Source organism: Bernardetia aquimarina (assembly GCF_042180575.1).
In the GTDB taxonomy this organism is placed as follows: Bacteria; Bacteroidota; Bacteroidia; order Cytophagales; family Bernardetiaceae; genus Bernardetia.
The window spans coordinates 2867079-2889747 of the sequence record NZ_CP170094.1 but is presented as its reverse complement, the minus strand read 5'-3'; the positions used below and the strand labels follow the sequence as shown (position 1 = coordinate 2889747).

General features: G+C 30.3%; 22 protein-coding genes. 14 read left to right on the top strand and 8 right to left on the bottom strand.

The features are described 5' to 3' along the window. Nucleotides 1–22 precede the first annotated feature (22 nt). The 4 genes from ACE193_RS12260 to ACE193_RS12245 all read left to right on the top strand — a co-directional run bounded on the left by ACE193_RS12260 (nucleotide 23) and on the right by ACE193_RS12245 (nucleotide 6135). Nucleotides 23–310: a hypothetical protein gene (locus tag ACE193_RS12260; RefSeq protein ID WP_375563280.1), complete on the top strand. Its 288-nt coding sequence runs from the start codon at nucleotides 23–25 to the stop codon at nucleotides 308–310. An 85-nt stretch (nucleotides 311–395) separates the two neighbouring features. Then, nucleotides 396–1700 (top strand): hemolysin family protein, encoded by a 1305-nt coding sequence (locus tag ACE193_RS12255; RefSeq protein WP_375563279.1) that lies wholly within the window; start codon nucleotides 396–398, stop codon nucleotides 1698–1700. A 142-nt stretch (nucleotides 1701–1842) separates the two neighbouring features. After that, nucleotides 1843–4176, top strand: a complete 2334-nt coding sequence (locus ACE193_RS12250; RefSeq protein WP_375563278.1) for a putative porin — start codon at nucleotides 1843–1845, stop codon at nucleotides 4174–4176. Between the two features lie 159 nt (nucleotides 4177–4335). Then, on the top strand, nucleotides 4336–6135 hold the full coding sequence (locus tag ACE193_RS12245) for a M14 family zinc carboxypeptidase (RefSeq protein ID WP_375563277.1): 1800 nt from the start codon (nucleotides 4336–4338) through the stop codon (nucleotides 6133–6135). Here ACE193_RS12245 and ACE193_RS12240 read toward each other — a convergent pair. Genes ACE193_RS12240 through ACE193_RS12230 form a run of 3 tightly spaced genes read right to left on the bottom strand, consistent with a single transcriptional unit; the run spans nucleotide 6119 to nucleotide 7972 of the window. Then, nucleotides 6119–6868 carry a GNAT family N-acetyltransferase gene (locus ACE193_RS12240; RefSeq protein WP_375563276.1) on the bottom strand — a complete coding sequence of 250 codons (750 nt, stop codon included), beginning with the start codon at nucleotides 6866–6868 and terminating at the stop codon, nucleotides 6119–6121. The genes ACE193_RS12245 and ACE193_RS12240 overlap by 17 nt on opposite strands. Before the next feature lie 2 nt (nucleotides 6869–6870). Continuing rightward, nucleotides 6871–7320 (bottom strand): DMT family transporter, encoded by a 450-nt coding sequence (locus ACE193_RS12235; protein WP_375563275.1) that lies wholly within the window; start codon nucleotides 7318–7320, stop codon nucleotides 6871–6873. Nucleotides 7321–7375: 55 nt separating this feature from the next. Continuing rightward, nucleotides 7376–7972 carry a Crp/Fnr family transcriptional regulator gene (locus ACE193_RS12230; protein WP_375563274.1) on the bottom strand — a complete coding sequence of 199 codons (597 nt, stop codon included), beginning with the start codon at nucleotides 7970–7972 and terminating at the stop codon, nucleotides 7376–7378. A 57-nt stretch (nucleotides 7973–8029) separates the two neighbouring features. Here ACE193_RS12230 and ACE193_RS12225 point away from each other — a divergent pair, with 57 nt between their 5' ends. From ACE193_RS12225 to ACE193_RS12210, 4 genes are all read left to right on the top strand, one after another. Continuing rightward, entirely contained in the window at nucleotides 8030–8311 is a 282-nt protein-coding gene (locus ACE193_RS12225) for a hypothetical protein (protein ID WP_375563273.1), read from the top strand. Nucleotides 8312–8749: 438 nt separating this feature from the next. Next, nucleotides 8750–9049, top strand: coding sequence for a rhodanese-like domain-containing protein (locus ACE193_RS12220; RefSeq protein WP_375563272.1), 300 nt, complete (start codon nucleotides 8750–8752; stop codon nucleotides 9047–9049). Nucleotides 9050–9064: 15 nt separating this feature from the next. Next, entirely contained in the window at nucleotides 9065–9745 is a 681-nt protein-coding gene (locus tag ACE193_RS12215; RefSeq protein ID WP_375563271.1) for an ATP-binding cassette domain-containing protein, read from the top strand. 225 nt (nucleotides 9746–9970) lie between these two features. After that, the gene (locus ACE193_RS12210; protein ID WP_375563270.1) at nucleotides 9971–10405 is read left to right on the top strand and encodes a hypothetical protein; all 435 of its coding nucleotides are present in this window, start codon (nucleotides 9971–9973) and stop codon (nucleotides 10403–10405) included. Nucleotides 10406–10628: 223 nt separating this feature from the next. Here ACE193_RS12210 and ACE193_RS12205 read toward each other — a convergent pair whose 3' ends face one another. Next, nucleotides 10629–11024, bottom strand: coding sequence for a hypothetical protein (locus tag ACE193_RS12205; RefSeq protein ID WP_375563269.1), 396 nt, complete (start codon nucleotides 11022–11024; stop codon nucleotides 10629–10631). Between the two features lie 235 nt (nucleotides 11025–11259). On the opposite strand from ACE193_RS12205, the gene dtd reads away from it, so the two are divergent. After that, complete coding sequence (gene dtd / locus ACE193_RS12200) at nucleotides 11260–11715, top strand: D-aminoacyl-tRNA deacylase (RefSeq protein WP_375563268.1); 456 nt, start codon at nucleotides 11260–11262, stop codon at nucleotides 11713–11715. A gap of 203 nt (nucleotides 11716–11918) precedes the next feature. Here the strand turns inward: dtd and ACE193_RS12195 are convergent, their stop codons facing one another. After that, a complete protein-coding gene (locus tag ACE193_RS12195) occupies nucleotides 11919–12491 on the bottom strand; it encodes a ferritin (RefSeq protein ID WP_375563267.1) in 573 nt (190 codons plus the stop codon). Nucleotides 12492–12744: 253 nt separating this feature from the next. Here ACE193_RS12195 and ACE193_RS12190 point away from each other — a divergent pair, with 253 nt between their 5' ends. Beyond that, a complete protein-coding gene (locus ACE193_RS12190) occupies nucleotides 12745–14118 on the top strand; it encodes a transposase (protein ID WP_375560375.1) in 1374 nt (457 codons plus the stop codon). Between the two features lie 142 nt (nucleotides 14119–14260). Here ACE193_RS12190 and ACE193_RS12185 read toward each other — a convergent pair whose 3' ends face one another. Then, nucleotides 14261–15013 carry a hypothetical protein gene (locus ACE193_RS12185; protein ID WP_375563266.1) on the bottom strand — a complete coding sequence of 251 codons (753 nt, stop codon included), beginning with the start codon at nucleotides 15011–15013 and terminating at the stop codon, nucleotides 14261–14263. 413 nt (nucleotides 15014–15426) lie between these two features. Here ACE193_RS12185 and ACE193_RS12180 point away from each other — a divergent pair, with 413 nt between their 5' ends. The 4 genes from ACE193_RS12180 (at nucleotide 15427) to ACE193_RS12165 (ending at nucleotide 20855) form a co-directional block, all read left to right on the top strand. Beyond that, a complete protein-coding gene (locus tag ACE193_RS12180; protein ID WP_375563265.1) occupies nucleotides 15427–16533 on the top strand; it encodes a Fe(3+) ABC transporter substrate-binding protein in 1107 nt (368 codons plus the stop codon). Nucleotides 16534–16623: 90 nt separating this feature from the next. After that, nucleotides 16624–17253 (top strand): hypothetical protein, encoded by a 630-nt coding sequence (locus ACE193_RS12175; protein WP_375563264.1) that lies wholly within the window; start codon nucleotides 16624–16626, stop codon nucleotides 17251–17253. Nucleotides 17254–17353: 100 nt separating this feature from the next. After that, a complete protein-coding gene (locus tag ACE193_RS12170; protein WP_375563263.1) occupies nucleotides 17354–19579 on the top strand; it encodes a T9SS type A sorting domain-containing protein in 2226 nt (741 codons plus the stop codon). 46 nt (nucleotides 19580–19625) lie between these two features. Further along, complete coding sequence (locus ACE193_RS12165; protein WP_375563262.1) at nucleotides 19626–20855, top strand: serine hydrolase domain-containing protein; 1230 nt, start codon at nucleotides 19626–19628, stop codon at nucleotides 20853–20855. Nucleotides 20856–20901: 46 nt separating this feature from the next. On the opposite strand, the gene ACE193_RS12160 is transcribed toward ACE193_RS12165, so the two are convergent. Further along, the gene (locus ACE193_RS12160; RefSeq protein ID WP_375563261.1) at nucleotides 20902–21507 is read right to left on the bottom strand and encodes a hypothetical protein; all 606 of its coding nucleotides are present in this window, start codon (nucleotides 21505–21507) and stop codon (nucleotides 20902–20904) included. A gap of 47 nt (nucleotides 21508–21554) precedes the next feature. Beyond that, complete coding sequence (lpxA, locus tag ACE193_RS12155) at nucleotides 21555–22352, bottom strand: acyl-ACP--UDP-N-acetylglucosamine O-acyltransferase (protein ID WP_375563260.1); 798 nt, start codon at nucleotides 22350–22352, stop codon at nucleotides 21555–21557. Between the last annotated feature and the right edge of the window lie 317 nt (nucleotides 22353–22669).

Genomic DNA, 22669 nt, shown 5'->3' with positions numbered 1-22669 from the left:
TTTTTATTTTATAAATTTATCCATGAAATTACTTGAAAATATCTTATTAGCCTTTTGTGTTGCTTCTTTAGCGATTGGCGTACACCAACTTTATTATTACGAAGTACAAGAAGTCTATTGGATTTTGAGCCTTTCTGTACTCTTGTTCTTAATTTATACTTGGGTAAAATCAAAAAATGTAAACAAAGAAAAAGCAGAGATTGAAGCGACTTCAAAAAAAGAAACTAGCAATAAGCAACAAAAACAGTATAAAGACAAAGAAAATTCTAATCTCACACCACCCAAAAAGAAACGTAAAAAAAGAAACTAAAAATAGTGATTAGTGATAACTATAAATGATTAAATATACTAAAAATCAACTTATCACTAATAGCTAATAACTAATAACTAAAGAAATGAACCCTTGGATTCCCATATTTATATCACTATTATTTTCGGCTTTTTTCTCGGCTATCGAAATTGCTTTTATTTCGGCAGACCGTCTGCAACTTGCCTTAAAACAAAATGAAGGGGGAAGAACAGCAAAGCTCTTATATAGATTTTACAAATTCGAAGATTATTTTATCTGTACCACACTTACAGGAAATACAATTTCATTGGTTTTGTATGGAATTTTTATGGCACAGGTTTTAGATCCTCCTCTGAAAAAATTATTCTCTGATTTACTCATAAATAATGATGCGCTTATCGAAACGGCAGTTTTGGGAAGTCAGACAATTTTATCGACAATGCTTGTTTTGGCAGTTGCTGAGTTTTTACCCAAAAGTGTTGCACTTGCAAGCCCAAATAAGATTATTGAAGTATTAGTGCATTTTATGAGAGCAGTTTATTTTATCTTTTATCCTTTTGTTTGGGTAATTATAAAGTCTGCCAAATGGGTAACAAGGGTAATTTTTAAGATAGAAGAAAACCGAGAACTTCCACTTTTAGGGATTTCTGACCTCAATCATTATATTCAAAAACTAAGTGGTTTGCAGGGAGATAAATCAAATGTAGATGCTGATTTATTTCAAAATGCCGTAGAATTTAGAACGCTAAAAGTGAGAGATTGTATGATTCCTCGTACTGATATAGTTTCTATTTCGACTGATGAGAATATTGAAAAATTACAACAACTTTTTGTAGAAACTGGACATTCCAAAATTATTATTTATAAAGATACTATCGATAATGTAATTGGTTATAGCCATGCTTTGCGCCTTTTTGATAATCCCGAAACAATAAAAAGTGTAACAGACAGTATTTTCTTTGTTCCCGAAACAATGCACACTAACGAGCTAATGATGCGTTTTATTGCTACTCGTAAAAGTATGGCATTGGTAACTGATGAGTTTGGAGGAACAGCAGGAATCGTTACGATTGAAGATATTGTAGAAGAGATTTTGGGTGAAATAGAAGACGAACACGACGAAGAAGGTTTGTTTTTTGAGCAAATTGATGAAAAAAACTTTTTGTTGCATGCAAGGTATGATATTCAAGAACTCAATGAAAAACATAATTGGAATATTCCAGAAGGTGAGTATGATACGCTAGGAGGATATATTTTAGAGAAGTTGGGAACGATGCCAGAAGCAGGAACACAAATCAAAGACGATAATTTTACAATTCTTGTCAAAGAAATGCAGGGCGCACGTATCGAAATTATAGAAATTCGTTTTTATGAAATTCCTCGTTCGGAAGAAGAAGAAGATACAAATTAATTTAAAGTTTACTTTTATTTGAAATAATTAGTTAAAATCAACTATTTTGGAAAATTATAACAAGAAAAAACCAGTTGCATCGTCTTTTTACTCAATGTTTTTGATGGTTCAAAAAACGATATTCTTCATTTTATTTATTTTTTTGAATATCTTTTTTACTCAAGCTACTTTTGCTCAAAATGATTCTATTCCTGCTAATGAATTACCTTTAGCTGATTCATTGATGAGACAAACGACTGATTCGACAGTCAAAATAGCTCCTTTTCCTACCGATAGCACACAAGTAGATACTACAAAAAATAGCTTTTCAATAAAAGGAGGGAAACAAAAAGGCTTAAATCAAGAAACGCAAGACACCACAAAAACAAACGTTGCAGATACCACAGCACAAGATAGTACACAAACAAGTGCAGTATTACAAGATGAAGCACCACCCAAAATAAATACAGATAGTATAGAATATGCAGCCAATTCGGTTTGGAAACTCTATGAAGAAGATTTGTACCTGAATACTAAAAGAGAAATTCATCCAGATACATCTGTTCATAATTTTCATAGATATAATATTATTCAAAAAAATGATTATACCTATCAAGATTTGGGAAATATGGGAACAGCTTCACAGTCTATTTTTTATCAAGAACCACATCAAATTGGTACTCGGTGGGGAATTACAGCGTATGAACCCTACATTCGAAGACCTGCCGAAGTTCCGTATTTCAATACACTTGCGCCTTATGTTGATATTTATTTAGTTCAAGGTGGACAAGGAAAGTCGTGGCTGGATGTAGATTTGAGTAGAAATGTAAATCCTGATTGGAATGTAAGTATTTTTTATAGGCGTTTGAGTGCAAATAAAGTCATTAATAGGGCTTTTAGAAGAAATGACGAGCAAATGGAACATCAAACATTTAGTTTTACAAATCGCTTTTTTTCTAAGAATCATCGTTACAAAATGCTCGCTCATTTTTCTTGGTACGACCACAATATGCTAGAAACTGGAGGCGTAAAAACAGAAGTAGATTTGACTGGTTTCACTAATCAAAATGCTATCGATACGCTCTTACAATTAGATAACTCTGAACTAGATTACAATCTACCAAGCTTTGGAGATGTCGTACAATATGGACGTACTTTTCATATTTATCAGCAATATAGCATCACTAAAGGAGGACAATTAGAAATTTTTCAACTTACAGATTATTCTCAAAATACAAATCGCTATGGCAATGATGGAGCAACTTATGGAGAAAATAAAGAGTTTTATGATTCATTTTATGATTTTCCTTCTGTTTCATCTGCGAATGGTTTTACGTATCGAACAGTCTTTTCACAGCTAGAAAATAAAGCAGGAATAAAAGGGCGAATAAATAATTTTCAGTACCGAACTTTTGCCAAACTCCGAAATTATAAGGTGCGTTATGATTTTCCTTTTGCACAAGGAGAAATACAAACAAGCCAAGAAATAGATATGGAACCAGAGCTTTTTGTGGGTGGAGGATTGCGTTATTTCCTAAATGCTAAAGTTAATAATAAAGTAGAAAACATAGAAGATTATAAAAAAGAACGTCAAGTCTTAGACTCTCTCTCCAGAAAAGATACTAAAGACTCTACTGAAATTAAACTTTTGCCTTCTACTACGATAAAAGATAATACCATTTCTGTCATTTCGTATATTGATGCTTCAGCAGAATATCAACTTGTTTCAGATTTGGTGGGAGATTATAGGGTTTCGGCAGAATGGATTCGAAATAATTTGACAGTTGGACTTGGTAGGACAGTTTATTCACCTTCTATGGCTCAACAATATTCTTTTCAACCACAACTTCGTTGGCAAAACGATAATTTTGTAAATACTATCAGCGACAAAGTGTATGCTTCTTTGGAGTTTGACCCATTAAAATTACCTTTTTTGAATAATGTAGATTCTGCCTACAAAATTTCTCTTCGTCCTTATATTTCGGCAAGTAATATTCAGAATTTGGTTTATAATGATTCAAATTCGGTAGTTCGTCAAACCTTAAAAGCCACACAACCCATTTCGGCAGGATTGGCTTTACAAGGTTCGTATAAGAAACTACATGCTCTTTTAGATTTTCGTTATAATCAGAATTTGGGTGAAGATTTGATCAGAATGCCTCCTGTTTTTGTCAATTTTATGTTCTTTTATAAAGATAGATTATTCGATAATGCTATGGAAGCCGAAATCGGAACAGATATTCATTATCACAGCAAATACAAGGCTGATGCTTATAATCCACTTATTCAGCAGTTTCATTTACAAGAAAGATATAATATAGGTGGTTTTCCTCAAATGGATTTATTCTTCAATTTTAAAGTCAGTAGAGCCAAAATTACGATGAAGGTAAATAATGTATTGTTAGATGCAGCAGGACAAGGATATTACGATACCCCTCTTTATATTGCTCAACCTCGTGCCTTCGAAGTGGTTATTAATTGGTTGTTTTTTAATTGATTTAAGGTAACAGAACAAAATTATTTATTGAACATCATTAGTTTGTAAACTAATTTTTCATTTGTTTTTCTAAAAAATCATTAAAAAAATACGTTCTATCCTCTAAAAAACTGTAATTTGAAGATTCAATTCTATTCTTTACACTTCTATTTCTGTTTTATGAAAAAAATATCTTTACTCATTTCTGTTTTATTCTTCTCTCTATTCCTTTTTTATTCTTGTTCTATGGCTCAAAAAACAACATCTTCATCAAAAGACGATTTTTCTATTCCCTTTGACACAAATGAAAATCAGACAGTTACTTATCAAGAAGGAATTAAGTTTTTGAATAAATTAGCTACTGCTTATCCTCAATTTTTACAAGTCAATGAATTTGGAATGACAGATAGTGGTGAGCCGTTACACGAAGTTATTTTTGAAGTAAATGGAAAATTCAATCCAGTAAAAGAAACTGAAAAAGAGACTAAATTTGTAGTTTTTGTCAATAATGGAATTCACCCTGGAGAATCGGATGGAATAGATGCAACTTTTATGTTGTTGCGTGATTTGTGTACAAAAGAAGAAGTGAGAAAGCAGTATAAGAATATCGTTTTGGTAATTATTCCTTTTTATAATATAAGTGGAGCATTGACAAGAAATTCGACAACGAGAGCTAATCAAAACGGAGCAGAAGAATATGGTTTTCGTGGAAATGTCAAGAACTTGGACTTAAACCGTGATTTTGTAAAATGTGATTCGAAAAATGGAGAAAGTTTTAATAAATTATTCCAAAAATGGCAGCCATTGGTTTATCTTGAAAATCACGTTTCGAATGGTGCAGATTATCAATATACAATGACGCATTTAGCTACACAAGCTGATAAATTAGGAGGGAAAATGGGCAAGTTTCTGAATGAAAACTTTACCCCTGCTTTAGAAAAAGCAATGATAAGCCGTAATGAAGAAATGACTCCGTATGTAAATGTTTTTGGTTATGACCCTGTGAATGGTTGGGAAGGTTTTATGGATTCGCCTCGTTATTCGACAGGTTATGCAGCTCTTTTTCAGACTTTTTCGATGCTAACCGAAACGCACATGTTGAAGCCTTATGACAAGCGAGTAAAAGCAACTTCTGTTTTTATGGAAGAACTTTTAAAGTATGTTCAAGCAAATGGAACAGAACTTCAAAAAATTAAATCAGAAGACCAAAAAGCAGTCAAAATTCAGAAAGAATTTGTTTTGGGTTGGGAGTTGGATAAAGAAAGATACAGAACACTCAATTTTAAAGGTTACGAATCTTTGATAGAAAAAAGTAAAGTTTCGGGATTAGACAGAATGAAATATGACCGTTCGAAACCCTACCAAAAAGAAATAAAATACTATGATGCTTTCAAGTCTGCTTTGAAAATTGATGCTCCAAAAGCCTATTTGATTCCACTTGCTTATACTGAAGTTTTGGAAAGGTTAAAATGGAATGGTGTCAAAATGGATACTTTGATTAATGAGCAGCATAAAGACCACAAAGTAGGAGTTTATTCTATCAAAAATTATAAAACATCACCATCAGCTTATGAAAGTCATTATCCACATTATGATGTTGAGCTTTCAAAAGAAACAATGACATTTGGAGAAGCCCTACGTTATCCAGAGCAAAAATATGTTTTGGTAAAAATGAACCAAGCAGCCAATAGATATATTATGGAAATGCTAGAACCACAAGGAAAAGATTCATTTTTTGCTTGGAATTTCTTTGATGGAATTTTGCAGCAAAAAGAACATTTTTCGCCTTATGTTTTTGAAGACATTGCAGCCCAAATGTTGGAAGAAAACCCTGCTTTAAGAAAAGAACTTGAAGACAAAAAAGCAAGTGATAAAGAATTTGCAGAGAGTGCCTATTTGCAATTAGAATTTATTTATCAACATTCTATTCATCACGAAAAAACATATTTGAGGTATCCTGTTTTTAGAGTAGGTGGATAATTTTTTCTAATTGATAATGCTGTATCAAAAACTCTATTGAGAAACCTATTTGTTGGTACATTTTTTTTGCCATTTCAGAGGCTTGTAAGGTTGCCAAACTCATGCCTAAACTAATAGATTCATTAAGAACTTGATACATAATTTGATTTGCAAATCCTTTTCCTCTCATAACAGGTAATATTCCTAAGCTGTGTATTCCAACAGTTTTTCTTGTAAAATGCAAAAGAATTGTTCCTACAACCTCATCTTGAGAATAGATAATAAAATAATTTATTTTGTGATAGGTTTTATTCAGAGTTTCCTCACTTATAAGATAACCAAAGCATTTTTCGAATGTAGTACACCAAATTTTTGCATCTACAGAATTAACTACTTTTTTCAAAGTTAATGGTATGGATACATCAAACAAGTGATTTAATTCTAAACTCATTCCATATTGCCTTCCTTTTTTTGTGAACCCATTATTTATAATCAAATCATTGTCGTTACTTGGTTTTTTATCAAAGTACGAAAAGGTGAGTTTTGATGAGTTTAGGTTTATCAGTTCTGTTATTTTAGATAAATCTTCTATTTTAATTTCATCTTCATTATTCAGCCAAATTTTATTTGGCCATTGAGAATCTAGAACATAACAGGAGTTAATTTCATCTTGAACATAATGCCCCTTAAAAAAACTACTTGCTGTTATCCAAAGAGATGTTAGGTTAGCGATATTTTCTTGTATTGTATTCATTATTATTTATCGTTGATTAAAATAATACCGATTATTAGTATTGAAAGACCAATTATTTTTTTAGTTGTGATAGGTTCTAAAGGTAAATTGAGCCACTCAAAATGTCCAGCAAATAAGGAGAAAAGGAGTTGCCCAAAAAGTCCAAAAACAATCATTTTCGAAACACCTAATCTAGGAATTGTATAAAAATATAAGGAAATACCAACGAAACTAAAAAGTCCACCAATAAACCATAAATACCAAGGAATTTGATAAAATAGGTCAAATTTTATACTTTCTTTTCCCATAGACAAAATAAATAGGCTTCCAAAAAAGGCACTACTTATTGATGTAGCGACAACAGCCAAAACAGGTTGTTTTAATAAACTGCCTAATTGAGAATTGAAACCAGCTTGAATGGCTAAAAAAACACCACCTGTAAAGGCTAAGAGATATAAGAGTAATAATTTCATATCCCAAAACTAGACGAAAGATTTATGTTTTACCTTTACATAGGTTGAGAGGAAGTTATTTTTTTAAGTTATTTCGGATTCTACTGAGCTGTGTAGGTGTAATACCTAGATTTGAAGCTATATAGTGAAGAGGAATTCTTTTTTCGATGTTAGGATATTGTTCCATAAATTCTACATATCGTGTTGTAGCATCTTTTGTTATAATATCAATTTCACGCTTTTCTTTATCTATTACCCAGTTTTTTTCAAGATATGCGATATAAAAATTTTTGAGGTCAATATCTTTTTCTATCAATTTTTTATATTCATTATAATCAAAGCTAATTACTGTACAATCTTCAATGGCTTCTAAACTAAATTCAGAAGGTTTATTAGTTAGCATTGATACTGTCGAACCCACAAAACTTCCTTCTAAAAAAATATTTTTATGATAGATTTTTCCATCTTCACAAATAAAATAAGCTATAATACTTCCACTATACAATAGATATAGAGTTTTGGCTGTTTGTCCAACAGTAAGCAAAAAATCTTTGTTATTTATATATTGAACATTCGCTATCGAATCAAGCAACATAATAGATTCATCATCTACAGAATAATACTTCAAAATAAATTTTTTCAAAAACTGAAAATGTTCTTCGCTTAATTTCATATTAAAACTATAAATTTATTGAATCATGATTTTTACAAAATAAGGTAATTTTACACTATGAAAATATTATTTATAATTCTGTTTTTTGGATTGATTCTTAATTCATCAAATCAAACGCACCCTTCTTCATTTAGTTATGACGATGAAAAATTCTACAAAGAACAAACTAAAACTCTTGATTTGAGATATGGAACTTGTAATGTTTATGATGATTCAAATATTGCCATAACCGACAGTTTATACTTATTCCTACAAAAACATCAAGAATTAAAAATTGAAATTGCAGCTTATTCAATTTGTAGAGGAAGTGAAGAATATAACCTACGTCTTACAAATTGAAAAGCTAATCAGTTAAAGCAGTTTTTACTAAAAAAAGGAATAGATGAAAATAGACTTTCTGCAAAAGGATATGGAAGACTTCTTTTCAAAGATTGTCAAGATTGCAATGACTGTAAAAATGAAAAGGTAGAGATTGCAAATGGTTTGATAGAAGCAAAAATCCTTTGAAGAATGGTCTAATCTTGAAATATTTATTTTCAGTAAGTAGAGATTACAATAGAAACAAAGTATATAATTCTTTTACCAAAGACTTAAATTAGACAGTTTAATAGAATTAACACTATTGAGAATATCTCTTGATTGGTAAACAGAGAGCAGAAATTTTTGAATAAAATACTAAAAAGTCATATATTAAAAATGGAATATATGGCTTTTTGTTCGAATTGCTTAACTTTGTCGAATTATTATTTTTATAGAAAGTAAAAAATTAAACTATAAATGAACGATATTACACCACAAGAACTAAAAGTGCTGAAAGATGAAGGAAAGCAAATCAATCTTCTTGATGTTAGAGAAGAATTTGAATATGATGAATATAATCTTGATGGAAAATTGATTCCATTAGGAGACCTTCCTCAACGATTAGACGAATTAGAAGACTGGAAAGAAAAAGAAGTAATTGTACACTGCAAGTCTGGAGGACGTAGTGCAACAGCCAAAAATTTTTTAGTTTCTAAAGGCTTCAAAAATGTAAAAAATCTTTTGCAGGGTGCAGAAGGCTACAAAAAATTATCATAAAAAACGTATTTTGATTTGACCAATTCTACAAATACTTCTTTAGCTGATTCTATAAAAGAAGGAAATATAATTTCTATTTCTGCTCAAAATATTGGAAAAAGATTCGAAAGAGAATGGATTTTTCGAAAACTTTCTTGTGATTTTTGCAGCACAAACCCAACAGCTATCGTAGGGAGTAATGGGAGTGGTAAATCAACACTAATCAAAAGCCTTATTGGGTATTTGCCTTTATCAGAAGGAAAATTAATTTATTTTGACAACCAATCTGATAAACAAAAACCAATCTTAAAAGAAAACTGGCAAAGCTATATTGCTTGGGCAGCACCTTATACAGAACTTATTGAAGAATTTACGTTGTTAGAACAACTAAAATTTCATAAGTCCTTTAAGCCTTTTGACATAGAAATAGAAGAAATAATCGAAAAGTTAGCTTTTTCTAACACCAAAAGTAAAACGATTCGTTTTTTCTCTTCGGGTATGAAACAAAAACTAAAATTAGCCTTAGCAATATATTCTAATGCTAAAATTGTGTTTTTGGATGAACCTACCTCCAATCTTGATAAGCAAAATAGTGAGTGGTATTTGACAGAAATTAATACAATTCTTAACAAAAAACTACTTATTATTGCATCGAATCAAGAATCTGAATATCAATTTTGTTCTCAAATCATTGATATTCAGAAGTTAAAACCGTAAACTTGTAAAAAATAGTATTTATTGATTAACTTATTGTTTTTTATTCGTTTTTCTTTAAAAATTCAAAAATTCGTATTATCTTTAATGATAATTAAATTTTGAATAAAAATTATCGCTATAACATAAATACATCGAATTAAAAATTAGTGTTCTAGCTCTGCTTTAATCTTAACTTAAATTTGATTTTAAATTTTAACTCAATCTCAACTCTTAAATCCTGAATTTATGAACGCATTTCGTAACCCGTTTCTTTTAATCGTATTATTCTGCTCTTTATTTCTTGTAAAATGTACTTGTGATGATGATGAACCAGATACTTCTTTGATAGAAAAAATCTCTAAGTCTTGGAAAATCAGTACTCTTACAGTAGATGGCGATGCAGTTACTACTGGAACAGATGATTTTACTCTTACACTTAACCAAAGTGGTGATGAGCCAACTACATTTACAGTTACTACTGGTGGTTTAGCTTATAACTTTGCTGGTGCTACTTCAGGTTCTTGGTCTGTAAACAATAATGATAATCCAACTCAAGCTACTTTTGCTGGAAATACAGTAAGTTTTACTGCATCAGAAACTCAATTGACTGTTACTTATAATCAAGATGGAGCTCCTGGTAAACCACAAGAAGCTGTACGTTTTGTATTAGTACCTAGATAGTCTAAACTTTTCCTAATGTATTTATAAATATCAGAAGGGAAAATAGATTATAAAAAAAGACTTTTCTTTATTTAATAGAGAAAAGTCTTTTTTTTGTTCTTAACTGTATAGAAAAGGGTACGGAACAATTACGAATGTAATACATTGAATAACAACAACTTATTATTTCAAAGTGAGTAGTTTATTTAATTTCTACTCCTAAGGTATTTACAGGTGAGTTAAATTATCTCCATTTGTTATTTTCTTTACAAACATCTTCTAATGTTCTTTTATGTACAGTAAGGAGTTCATCTGGATGTTTGATATCTAAAAAATCGATTCGTATATCGTCTTCATTTTTTTCTAAAAACTTAAATCCTTTTCTACATACTTTTTTAAGTACTTTTTGGACATTTTTAGCACTTGGGAGAGTGAGTAGAGCAGAGTAATAAAGTTCATCCACACGAATGTAAAAACGGATTTGAGTTCCATATTCTCCATTTCCCATAATGCTAGGTTGCATATAGCTAATTTCACCACCCTCATCATCTATTTTCATAAAGTGAGCTAGTTTTGCTTCATGCGAACGTAGTGTTTTGAGTTCATCTTTTATTGATTCTAATTGATTAATTTTTGCCATGATACTAATTATTTTTTGATAAATATAGGTAATAGGTTACAAAAATGGTCATAACATAAGTTATTGATTCATTTTTTTCAAACGTTTTTTATAAGGTAATATGCTGTTTTTAAGGTATTACAAAACTAATACAGATGACTAAAATACGAAATTATATTTTTTACCAAAAAAATATATTAACTTAGTCCAAAATGAGTCTTCTTTTATTCATCAAAAATATAATTTTTATTTATATATGATAGCACTTATTCAACGAGTTACACGAGCTTCTGTTAAGGTAGAAGGTAAAATAATTGGAGAAATTAAAAATGGTTTGCTTGTATTTTTAGGCATTACAAATACTGATAATTCCAAAACGATTGAATGGCTTAGTAAAAAAATAGTTGGACTACGTATTTTTGCTGACCAAGATGATAAAATGAATTTTTCAGTAAAAGATTTAGATGCTGATATTTTGCTAGTTAGTCAGTTTACTTTATATGCTAATGTAAAAAAAGGAAATCGTCCTTCTTTTACTGATTCTGCGCCTCCTTCGATTGCGATTCCACTTTACGAACAAATGATAAAAGCATTAGAAGATAAATTGGAAAAAAATATACAAACAGGAAAGTTTGGAGCAGATATGAAAATCGAATTACTCAATGACGGTCCTGTAACGATTTGTATAGATACTCAGCAATACGGTATATAAACAGTAATTTAAGTAACTGAGAAAATAAAACATATCTAAAAAAGAATTAGAAAGTGGAAATTTAAACTGTCAAGACACCTTTGAGATGCTAGACAGATTTTGTTAACAAATCAATAATTTTGCCCAGTTACTTACAACAAAAAAAGTCACTACAAAAAATAAATTTTCATAGTGACTCTAATATTAATCTAAGGTGTTAAAAATTATTCGACTATTTCTGCGCCTTCTGCTTCAGCCATTTCAGCCTCTATTTTTCCGATAGCTTGGTCAATAAGCCAAATCCCTTGTCCCTCTTCTCCAATAATATCAAAGAGTTCGACAGCACGACGAGAAATTACTTCTTCTTCTCTTTGTTCGTTTACAAACCATTGTAAAAACTGAAAAGTAGCAAAATCTTTAGCCTTCAAACAAGCATCTACAAGGTCATTGATAGCTAAAGTAACTTTAATTTCGTGCTTCAAAGCTGTCTCAAAGACATCTCTTAATTTTTCAAAATCATAACGCATATCCGTAATTTCAGGTGCAAGAGCGTGTCCACCAGCATTATTAAGGTAATTAAAAAACTTCATCATGTGCATACGTTCTTCTTCTGCGTGATTATAAAGATATTTTGCCGAATTGACATATCCTTCTTTATCACACCAAGAAGCCGCAGCCAAATATGCCCAAGAAGAACGTGCCTCTAGTTGTATTTGCTCATTGATAAGATTTTGCATTTCTTGTGTAACAGATGTTTTCATCGTTACGAACGATTTCTGAATTCCATTTTTTGACATAATTTTCTTTTATTTTGTTTTAATTCAATTCTAAATTTAAAAAGTAGGCTATGTATTTACATTTTCTTCCTACTCTATAACGAAAGCAACAAGAGAAAGGATTTGTTTTTAAAAAGACACTATAAATGTGAAATTAGAATTAGTCAAAATAAAAATACATTTTCATAACAATATGAGTGACATTTTAGGCTAAAAAAATAAGGAAACAAAAAAGGTTGTATATTTAAGTTACCAGACCAAAATATATACTTTTATGCTTCCTAGTATCATTTCATTTCAAGTTATTTTAGAAACTACTATGACAAGTTCAAATATAAGCATTTTATATTGCTTGATCAATAGTATGTTTTGTGTTCGTTTTAAAGTTACTACTCGTAGCCTGAGTCGGTATAGTAATTTTAGCTTGCGTACTATTTTTCGTTTTTTAAGTTGTGAAATTGATTGGCTTTCTATTCGTATTCTTCTTTTTGTTCACTTGAATTTTAAGTTAGATAGGACCTATATTTTAGCAACAGACGAAACAGTTGAGAAAAAAAGTGGTAAATGTAGTTATGGACTTTCTAAATTTTACAGTTCCTCTATTGAAAAACCTATCAATAGCATTTGTTTTTCGTCTTTATCTTTGATAGATGTAGAAAGTAGAACCTCATTTATGATTCATATTATTCAAGTGGTTCATAATCAAGCTGATAGATTGCGTATTGCAGCAGATAAAGCAAAGAAAAAAAAGGCTAAATTAAGATTACAAAATGGAGGTACACCTTTGAAACGAGGGCGAAAAAAAGGAAGTAAAAATAAAAAAAAAGAAGAAGTAGATAATGCCTCTTTACGAGCTTTCAAACGTATTTTTAGTGAAACACTAGCTCTTTTTTCATCTCTATTACCTACTTTAAAAGTAAAATATGTAGTTGGTGATACAGCCTATGGAAATGAAAATTACTTGAATATTGTTTCTCAAAATGGATTATTTTTAATTTTGAAACTTTACAAAAATGCTACTTTATTTGAAGTAGCAGAGAAAAAAGAAAAAAAAGGAGGAAAAGCTCAAGTAGGCAGACCACCTTTATATGGAAATCAACTTTGTTTAGCTTCATTAGATAAAAAACATCTAAAACATTCTGAAAAAGATGATAAAGAAACCTGCATAGAAACCTACCAGATTGAAGCTCGTAGTAAAAATATAAAAGGAAAAAAACTCAATGTAGTTGTACAAAAAGCCATTCGTAAAAATGGAAAAATAGGGATACAAGTTTTTTTCACTGATGACTTGGAACTTGATTATGCGACCTTAATAAAATATTATAGATTACGTTTTCAAATCGAATTTGATTTTAGAGATGCTAAACAATATTTTGGTTTATCTGATTTTAAAAATTACAAAGAAAAAAATCTAACTAATTTTGTTAATTTAAGCCTTACAATGACCTTAATTAGTAAATCAATGGTAGAAAAATTTAGAGAAAAACACCAAAATCAAAAATTAAGTATTTTAGACCTAAAAGTACACTACAACCATAAATTTCACGTAAAATCAATAATTAATTGGTTGATAAATAACCCTAAAATTAATTTTAATTCTCTAAATGAGGAACAATTTGCACCAAAAGACCTAATAAACGCTGCTTAAATGACACTCATATTGAGAAGTAAAACCAATTTAATTTCTTTTTTTCTATTTTTTGATAAATCTAAAAATAGAAAAGGTTTTGAAAAACAATGTTTTCAAAACCTTTTTTTATGGAATTTGATTTTTTATTAAAAATTTACCATTATTTCAAAATTCCTTTGTGGATAAATTCAAAAATATCTTTTCCTACTTTTGTATTCTTGACTTCTGCATTATTTGCCTTTGAACGAGCAATCTTGACAGCTTCCAAAAGTTCATCAATACGTGAAATCATATCGCTTTTTTGAGAAGAAGTAACCTTTCCAGATGTATAAACCGTTTCATATTTACCTACTTGAAAATCAAGATTCAATAATTCGGTTTGTGCTGGGTGTTCCTTTGTAGCTTCATATTTTACAATGACTTTTGGGCGTTTGACAGTACGGAACTTTACTTCCTCAGGTGTACGATATACATTTGTTTTGTTATCAAATTCCCACTTACGAGTTTGGTCAAGGGTAGGAATTGCATTGTACAAATCTTTCAAACGATTGATATTGCTTTCTAAAGCTAAAAGAGAAGTTGCTGAAAATGTACCAATTTTTTTGTTTCCTATCGTTAATTCAGCTTTTGCAACATCAGCAGAATTAGTTTCTTCTTTCGAAATATTGGCATCAATTCCTGCAATGATAAGTTCCATGGCTTCTTCTATTTTTTTCTTGACAGTGGTTACCATTTCCTTAGTTTCATCAGGAATTTCATCAGAATTTTCTTCTAAAGAAATATAGTGTTTTACCATTCCATCAAAATAAGGGTCATTTTTGGTAAATGTCTTTTTTGCTTCACCAATAGCTTGATTGGCTTTGTTTTTTCTTTCTTGTTCGACAGCTAAAAGCTCGTGTAATTTGTTTGACATAAGTTGTGTTTGTTTATTCTATTTGATAAATAAATTTGATTTTTGTTATATGAATTTCTAAACGTCATTATTTTTAGAAAAGTTTCTTAGTCTTTCAATTTAGGAAAAATAATTAAATTAATCACAGGATAATAAATAAGTTAGTCCCAAAAGGCAGACCATCTACTGAAACTAAAAGCAAGAGAAATTGACTACAAACGCTCTACTCTACGGAGACTGACCTATATCTTTTTTTGTTCAGTAGTATGAATCAATCCATAATTTTTGTGAAAATAGCATTGAATTCGATGAAATGTAATTTGATTTACTACCTTTGTTGTTTAAAATCATTCTAAATAAGGTTTTTAAATCTTATCTATTTTTTTATCGCAGTTGTTGGTTTTCTAATCAATGGCATTTATAACTCAAAAATTATGAATCGTATTTTTGCTAGTATTAATTCAGTATTTATTTTATTTTTAGTATCTATTTCATTTTTTGCTTGTAATGACAACAAAAAAGAGAATACAGAAACTACTTCTGACTCTACTGCTGTGGTGGAAGAATCAAAAGAAGTAAATGTTTATTCACACCGTCATTATGAATCTGATAAAAATCTTTTTGCAGAGTTTGAAAAGCAAACAGGCATAAAAGTAAATGTAGTAAAGGCTTCGGCTGATGAGCTTATCAATAAATTGGAAATGGAAGGACAAAATTCTCCTGCAGATGTTTTGATTACTGTTGATGCTGGTCGTTTACACAGAGCAAAATCAAAAGAACTTTTACAACCGATTGAGTCAGAAACTTTGTTTACAAATATTCCTGCTCACTTGAGAGATGCAGATAATCAGTGGTTCGGAATTACAAAACGTGCTAGAGTAATTGTTTATGATAAGAAGATAGAGAAGGCTGAAAATATAAAAACATATGAGAGTTTGGCAAACAAAGACTTTTCTAACACAGGGAAAGACGGAAACGGAAAAATTTTGATTCGTTCGTCAGGGAATGTGTATAATCAGTCTCTTTTGGCTTCTATTATTGCTCATAACGGAGAAAAAGGTGCAAAGATATGGGCAAGTAATATTGTACATAGTATGGCAAGAACTCCAAAAGGCGGCGACCGTGACCAAATAAAAGCCATTGCAGCAGGAGAAGGAACAATAGGGGTAGTGAATACCTACTACCTAGCACAAATGCTCAACGACACAGACGAAGAAAATGTAAAAGCAGCCCAAAAAGTAGCTGTTATTTTTCCAAATCAAGACGGAAGAGGAACACATATCAACGTAAGTGGTGCTGCCGTAACCAAATATGCGCCTAATAAAGAAAATGCAATTAAATTGATTGAATTTTTGACAAGCAAAGAAGCACAAGAAGTTTATGTGAGAGAAGAAATGGAATATCCTGTTCGTACCGACGTAGAAATGGCTCAAACACTTAAAGATTGGGGAACTTTCAAAGAAGATACATTGAGTCTTTCAAAATTAGGTGAAAATCAAGAAAAAGCAGTTATTATTTTTGACGAAGTAGGCTGGAAATAGTATCTTTAAACTTCTTCTAAAAGTCATTTCTAAATAAAAACTAGAAATGGCTTTTTTCATTTATACCAACAATTAAACTAATTCTCAGATATGGAAACAGATAAAAGACAGTTAATCAAGTATTTGAATTATATTCTGATTGGAGGAATTATTTGTGTTATTGATATTACATTTTCTCAAACAACAAACGGAAATGGATTTGTAATTGATTTTGTAAATGATATAATTGGAGTTGTTTTAATTATAAGGGGGGTAAATTATTTTATCTCTGTCAAGGTTAATAGAAGATATAATTATCTAATAGAAAGAGCAAAATGGATTGCATTTTTGTCATTATTCTTATCTATTTATGGTATTCTTATTTATTCTGAACCTCCTTTATTTAGTATAATAGGGAACATATTAGTGTTTATTGATTTATTAGGTTTCTATATTTTTTGTACTTGTATGGAATTACTTTGTACAAAAAAAAAATATATTAATTCTCTAAAGAAATGGAAGCAAACGAAAATAGCTTATTTGGTAATAATATTAATTCCAGTGAGTTTATTTAACTTTTTAGGTATAATAGCACTTGTATTAGGAGAGTCATTCAATATTAATTTAGGAGGAGGAATGATTCCTCTAATGTTGGTTTTTCTTATTCCATTCTATTTTTTTTATGTTGCTATTACAACAATGAAACAAGAAGTAATAGATTCTTCAGAAGACAAATTTTAAGAGCTAAGAAAAATTCTTGATAAATTTCTTTAAAAAGCTATTTCTAAACAAAAACTAGAAATAGCTTTTTTTATATTTACAAAAACTAAAACAACTAATTATGAAAAATCTAATCTCTTTTATCTTAATATTTTATCCTTTTCTTGTATTTGGACAAACTTTCCCAGTCAGTTTTGATACGAATATAGAAATTATCAAAGATGGGCAAAAGTTAGCTCTTACAGGTGGATTTAATTCTCCTCAGTTTTCTACAATCAAAGTAGATAATGACGATTTGGAAGACCTTTTTATTTTTGATAGAACGACAAATCAAATTCTTATTTTTCTTCAAAAAAAAGATAATCAAAATAAAAGTTATTGGAGTTTTGCACCTGAGTACACACAGCTTTTTCCAAAATTAAGAAACTGGGTTTTGCTTCGTGATTATGACAATGACGGACAAAAAGATATTTTCGCTTCTACACCTTCTGGAGTTATTGTTTATAAAAACACAAAAAATGAAACTAATAATTTGGGTTTCAAAGTATCTAAGAAGCTACTTTTTAGTACAGGGATTTCTGGAAGTCCACTAAACCTAGGCATTGATGCAACTGATATTCCTGCAATTTTGGATTTGGATAATGATGGAGATATGGACATTCTCAATTTTCGTCCTTTTATCGGAACAACTGTCGAATGGCATAAAAATCTAAGTCAAGAAAATTATTCTATTTCAGATAGTTTAGTTTTTGAGAAAGAAACCATAAAATGGGGTGATTTTGAAGAATGTTTTTGTGAGAGTTATATCTTTGGTGCAAATAGTTGTAGAACTGAAAGGGTAGAACATGCTGGTTCATCGCTTTTGATTTTGAATTTAGATAATAATCCTTCTTTAGATTTATTGGTTGGAGATGTAGCTTGTGATTATATAACAGCTTTATTTAATGAGAAAATAGGGCAAAATGCGAATACAGAAGCTATTCTAAGAAACCCAAAGACTCGTTTTCCTTCTCAAAAACCGATTGAAATTCCTACTTTTTCGGCTGTTTTTTATGAAGATGTTACCTTTGATGGAAATCCTGATGTGATAGCTGCGCCTAATTTATATTCAAATGATGGAAATTTAATTGATTATGAAAATTCAGCTTGGCTTTATGAAAATAAAGGAACAAAAGAAAACCCTAATTTTGACTTTGTACAAGAAAATTTTCTACAAGATAAAATGTTTGATATTGGAGAGAATGCTCGTCCTGCTTTCATAGATGCAGATAATGACGGAGATTTGGACATGATTTTGGGAGAACGTGGACATTTATTTTCTTCTACTTCCTATAAAGCAAGATTACATTTTTTAGAGAATATTGGAAGCAATGAAAGTCCAAAGTTTCAGTATAGAAATGATGATTATCTGAATTTTGCCAGTTCTTCAACGTTTCAATTTCAGTTTTTGAAGCCTATCATTTCAGATTTTAATGGAGATGATAAGCAAGATTTATTATTTACAGCCTTTGATGTGAATACAAGAAAAACAGGTGTTTTCTGGATAGAAAATAAAGGAACTACTCAAGCTAGTTTTTCATTGAATGATTTGAAAGAAATTTTCTTGACAGGAATTAACTTGAGAGTAAATGACGAAATTTTATTGACAGAATTAAACGATGATGATGAAATTGATTTACTAGTTTTGCAAAATGGAGGAGGAATAAAATCGTTTTTAAGACAAGATAATGGTAGCTTTAATTTAGATAATCAAAACTTTGGTAATCAGAATTTTACACGAGGAAGTTTTGCGCTTTATCAGAGAACCGAAAACGGACAAGTTTCAGAAAACTTATTACTATCTGACCCAGAGAATGGACTTTTTTTAATCACAGATTTCAAAAACCAAGCAGCGAATTTTGATTTAATTCCTCTGTCACTTTCTACTCAAAACTTGCCAACAGATTTTCCTTCTAATCTATTAAATTCTCAAAATTCTACTTTATATTTTGGAAATACTGTTTTTCCTGTCGCATTTGGTTCTCAAATTATGATTGGAACAGTTGGAGGAGGACTTCAATGGCTTTCACCTTTGGGAGAAATTATTTCTGGAATTGAGGATGACAAAACGAATGAAAATTCGTTTTTAAAAGTATTTCCAAATCCTGTAAAAGATATTCTGACTGTTCAAACAAAAGAAAAAGGAAGTTTAGTTTTATACAATGCAAAAGGACAAGTTTTGATAGAAAAACAGATTCAAAATTTTGAAAATGAAATTGATATTTCTCATTTTGCTAGTGGATTGTATATGATTATTTTTAGCACAGAAAAAGGACAGGTTTATCAAAAAGTTATTATTTCAAAATGATATTTTGCTATCTTTAGAAAAATGAAAACTTTAAACCACAAAAAAAATGAAACTACTACCTGCCATATTCTCACTAATTATTCTGCTGTCTTCTTGTAAAGACAAGCCAACTCAAAAAGAGGAAACAAAACAAAAAATAGAAATTTCAAAAACAACTTCTCTACGTCCTAATATAACCACAGAACTAGATAGTCTTTATAATTTAGGTGTTTTTAATGGTTTTTCAGCGACTGTGGTAGATACTTCTGGCATTCTTTATAATCGTGGTTTTGGCTATGCAGATGTAAAAAACCAGAAAGAATATACAGAAAATACTATCATTAATATAGCTTCTGTTTCTAAAGTATTTATCGGAGTTTCTCTTTTGAAGGCGCACGAAATGAACTTGCTTGATTTAGATGCGCCAATCAATGATTATTTACCTTTTGAAGTCATTAACCCTAACTTTCCGAATGAAAAAATAACTGCTCGTCATTTGGCTACACATACAAGTTCTATTGTCGATACAGAAACGTATATGAAAACAGATTATATTAATAGAAATGATGTTGCTATTGATGAGAGTTTGAAAGAAAAGTATGAATTGTATTATCAAAATCCATCACAGAATTGGATGCCTTTATCTGAATATTTAGAAAAGATTTTAGTAAAAGGAAATGAGTTTTACGACACAGCCACTTACGCAAACCGAAAACCAAACAAAATTTATGAATATAGTAATGTTGGTGCTGCTCTTTGTGCTTTGCTAATAGAATCAGTCGCCAAAAAGCCATTTCATGAGTTTACAAAAGAACATATTTTTGAGCCTTTAGAAATGAATGCTACCAGTTGGTTATTTGAAGATGTGGATAGCTCTGCTTATTCTAAACTTTATTTTGATAATCAAGAATTACCTTATTATACAATTCTTTCTTATCCAGACGGAGGACTGATTACTTCAAGTACCGATTTGAGTAAATTTTTGATAGATTTAATGAAAGGATATGAAGGCAACGGAACACTTCTGAATAAAAATAACTACGAAGAGTTTTTTAAATCTCAACTCAAACAAGAAAATTTTGATGGAAAAGAGAATTTTAATGTAGGTTTATTTTTAGATAAAGAACTTGCTTACAATGCCATCGGACATACAGGAGGAGACCCTGGAACAAATGCACTTATGTATTTTGATTCAGAAAAAAAGGCAGGTAGAATTTTTATTGCAAATACAGATTCTAAAAAAGAAAATAGTAACGATGTTTTTTGGGGAATTTGGAATGTGTTGGAAGTACAATAATGTAATTTTAATGTTGTGCATCTTATAGATGTTCTATTTCCAAAATTTACATCGTCATCAAAAATCCAATAAAAAGCAAAAGCATCACAGCCGTAATGAGCCAATAATAGGCTTTTGTTTTGACAATCATTCCACCAAAAGCAAACAGAGTAGCACCTCCTTTTATGTAATTCTTGATGTGGAAAAATTCGTATTCTTGAAAAATAACAGAGTTCAGAATCATTGCTGTAAATAGCAATCCATAAAGAAAACAGATAAGAGGAGCTTGTTTTTGAAAATAGCGTTCTAAATCAAAAACATCTTTTTCATACCTTGTTTCATTGATTTTGGGGAATAAAAACACACAAACCAAATATAAAAGCAGAGGCAAAACAAGGGAATAATAATAATAAAAAATATTTACTCCAATAAACTCATTATTTGTCCAAGTTCCCCACCAAATCAAAATAGAAACCAAAAAAGTAAGAAAAGACCAAATTACAGGAACAAAGTCAAACTTGATTTGGGAGCGATAACGCATAAAGTTTCCCCAACCCATAAAGAATTCGGCTACAATAAAACCAAAAATAATAGCATTAAATACAGCTAAATATTCTACCCTAGAAAATCCATTTATCTCTGAAGAAAGCGTATTTTGTAGAAAAAAAATCATTGAATTAGAATTTAACTGGCAACTGATTACTACTTACTGATAACTGATTATATTCCGATTGTATCATCTTCATTTCCACTTCTAATAATTCCTTTTTTTGCATTTTTGATAAACTCTACAATCTGTGTTTTTTCGGCAGTTTGTGGTTCTAATTCTTCTATTTGCTTGATTGCCTCTTGTGTATTGAGTCCTGCTGAATAAATAAGACGATATATTTCTCTAAGTTCGGCAGTTTTTCCTGCATTAAAACCACGTCTGCGAAGTCCTACAATATTAATTCCTGCATACGAAAGAGGTTCACGTCCAGCACGAATATAAGGAGGAACATCTTTTCTGACTAATGAACCACCTGCAATCATGGCATGTGCGCCAATCTTAACAAACTGCAAAACAGCACTTGTACCTCCAATAATTGCAAATTCTTCGACTACTACATGTCCTGCAAGCTGAACACCATTTACCAAGACACAATTATCTCCGACAATACAATCATGAGCAATATGAACATACGCCATTACCAAAACATTATTTCCAACTGTGGTTTGCATTCTATCATCTGTTCCTTTGTTTATGGTAGCAAATTCTCTAATTGTAGTATTATCTCCAATTATTGTTAATGTTTTTTCGCCTTTATATTTTAGGTCTTGTGGGTCGCCCGAAATTACTGCTCCTGGATAAATTTTGCAATTTTTTCCTATTCTTGCACCGTCCATTATTACTACATTTGCAGCAATCCAAGTTCCTTCTCCTATTTCTACATCGCCATAAATAGTTGCAAAAGGTTCGATAGTTACATTTTTTGCAATTTTGGCATCTGGGTGTATATTAGTATTTGGATATTTCATGTGTTAGGCTGTGGTTGAGTGGGAGCAGTTAGTAATGATAATGGATTCTGTATATTGGAATTTTTCTTTTGCTAAATAGTTGGTAAAACTTTACTATAAAATTGGAACAAAGGTAGAATAAAGTTAAGCTAATTAGAAACAATTTAACTAAAAAAATAAAAGGCATATAAAGCAATAAACACAAATTTACAAATTTGTTTACTTACTTATCAATTTTCATTTAATTTTTAGCAAAAACACATGATATTTTAAATCTTTATTAAATCTATTTTGACAATAAGTAAATATATCAAATCAGATTATGAAACTTTGGGTCT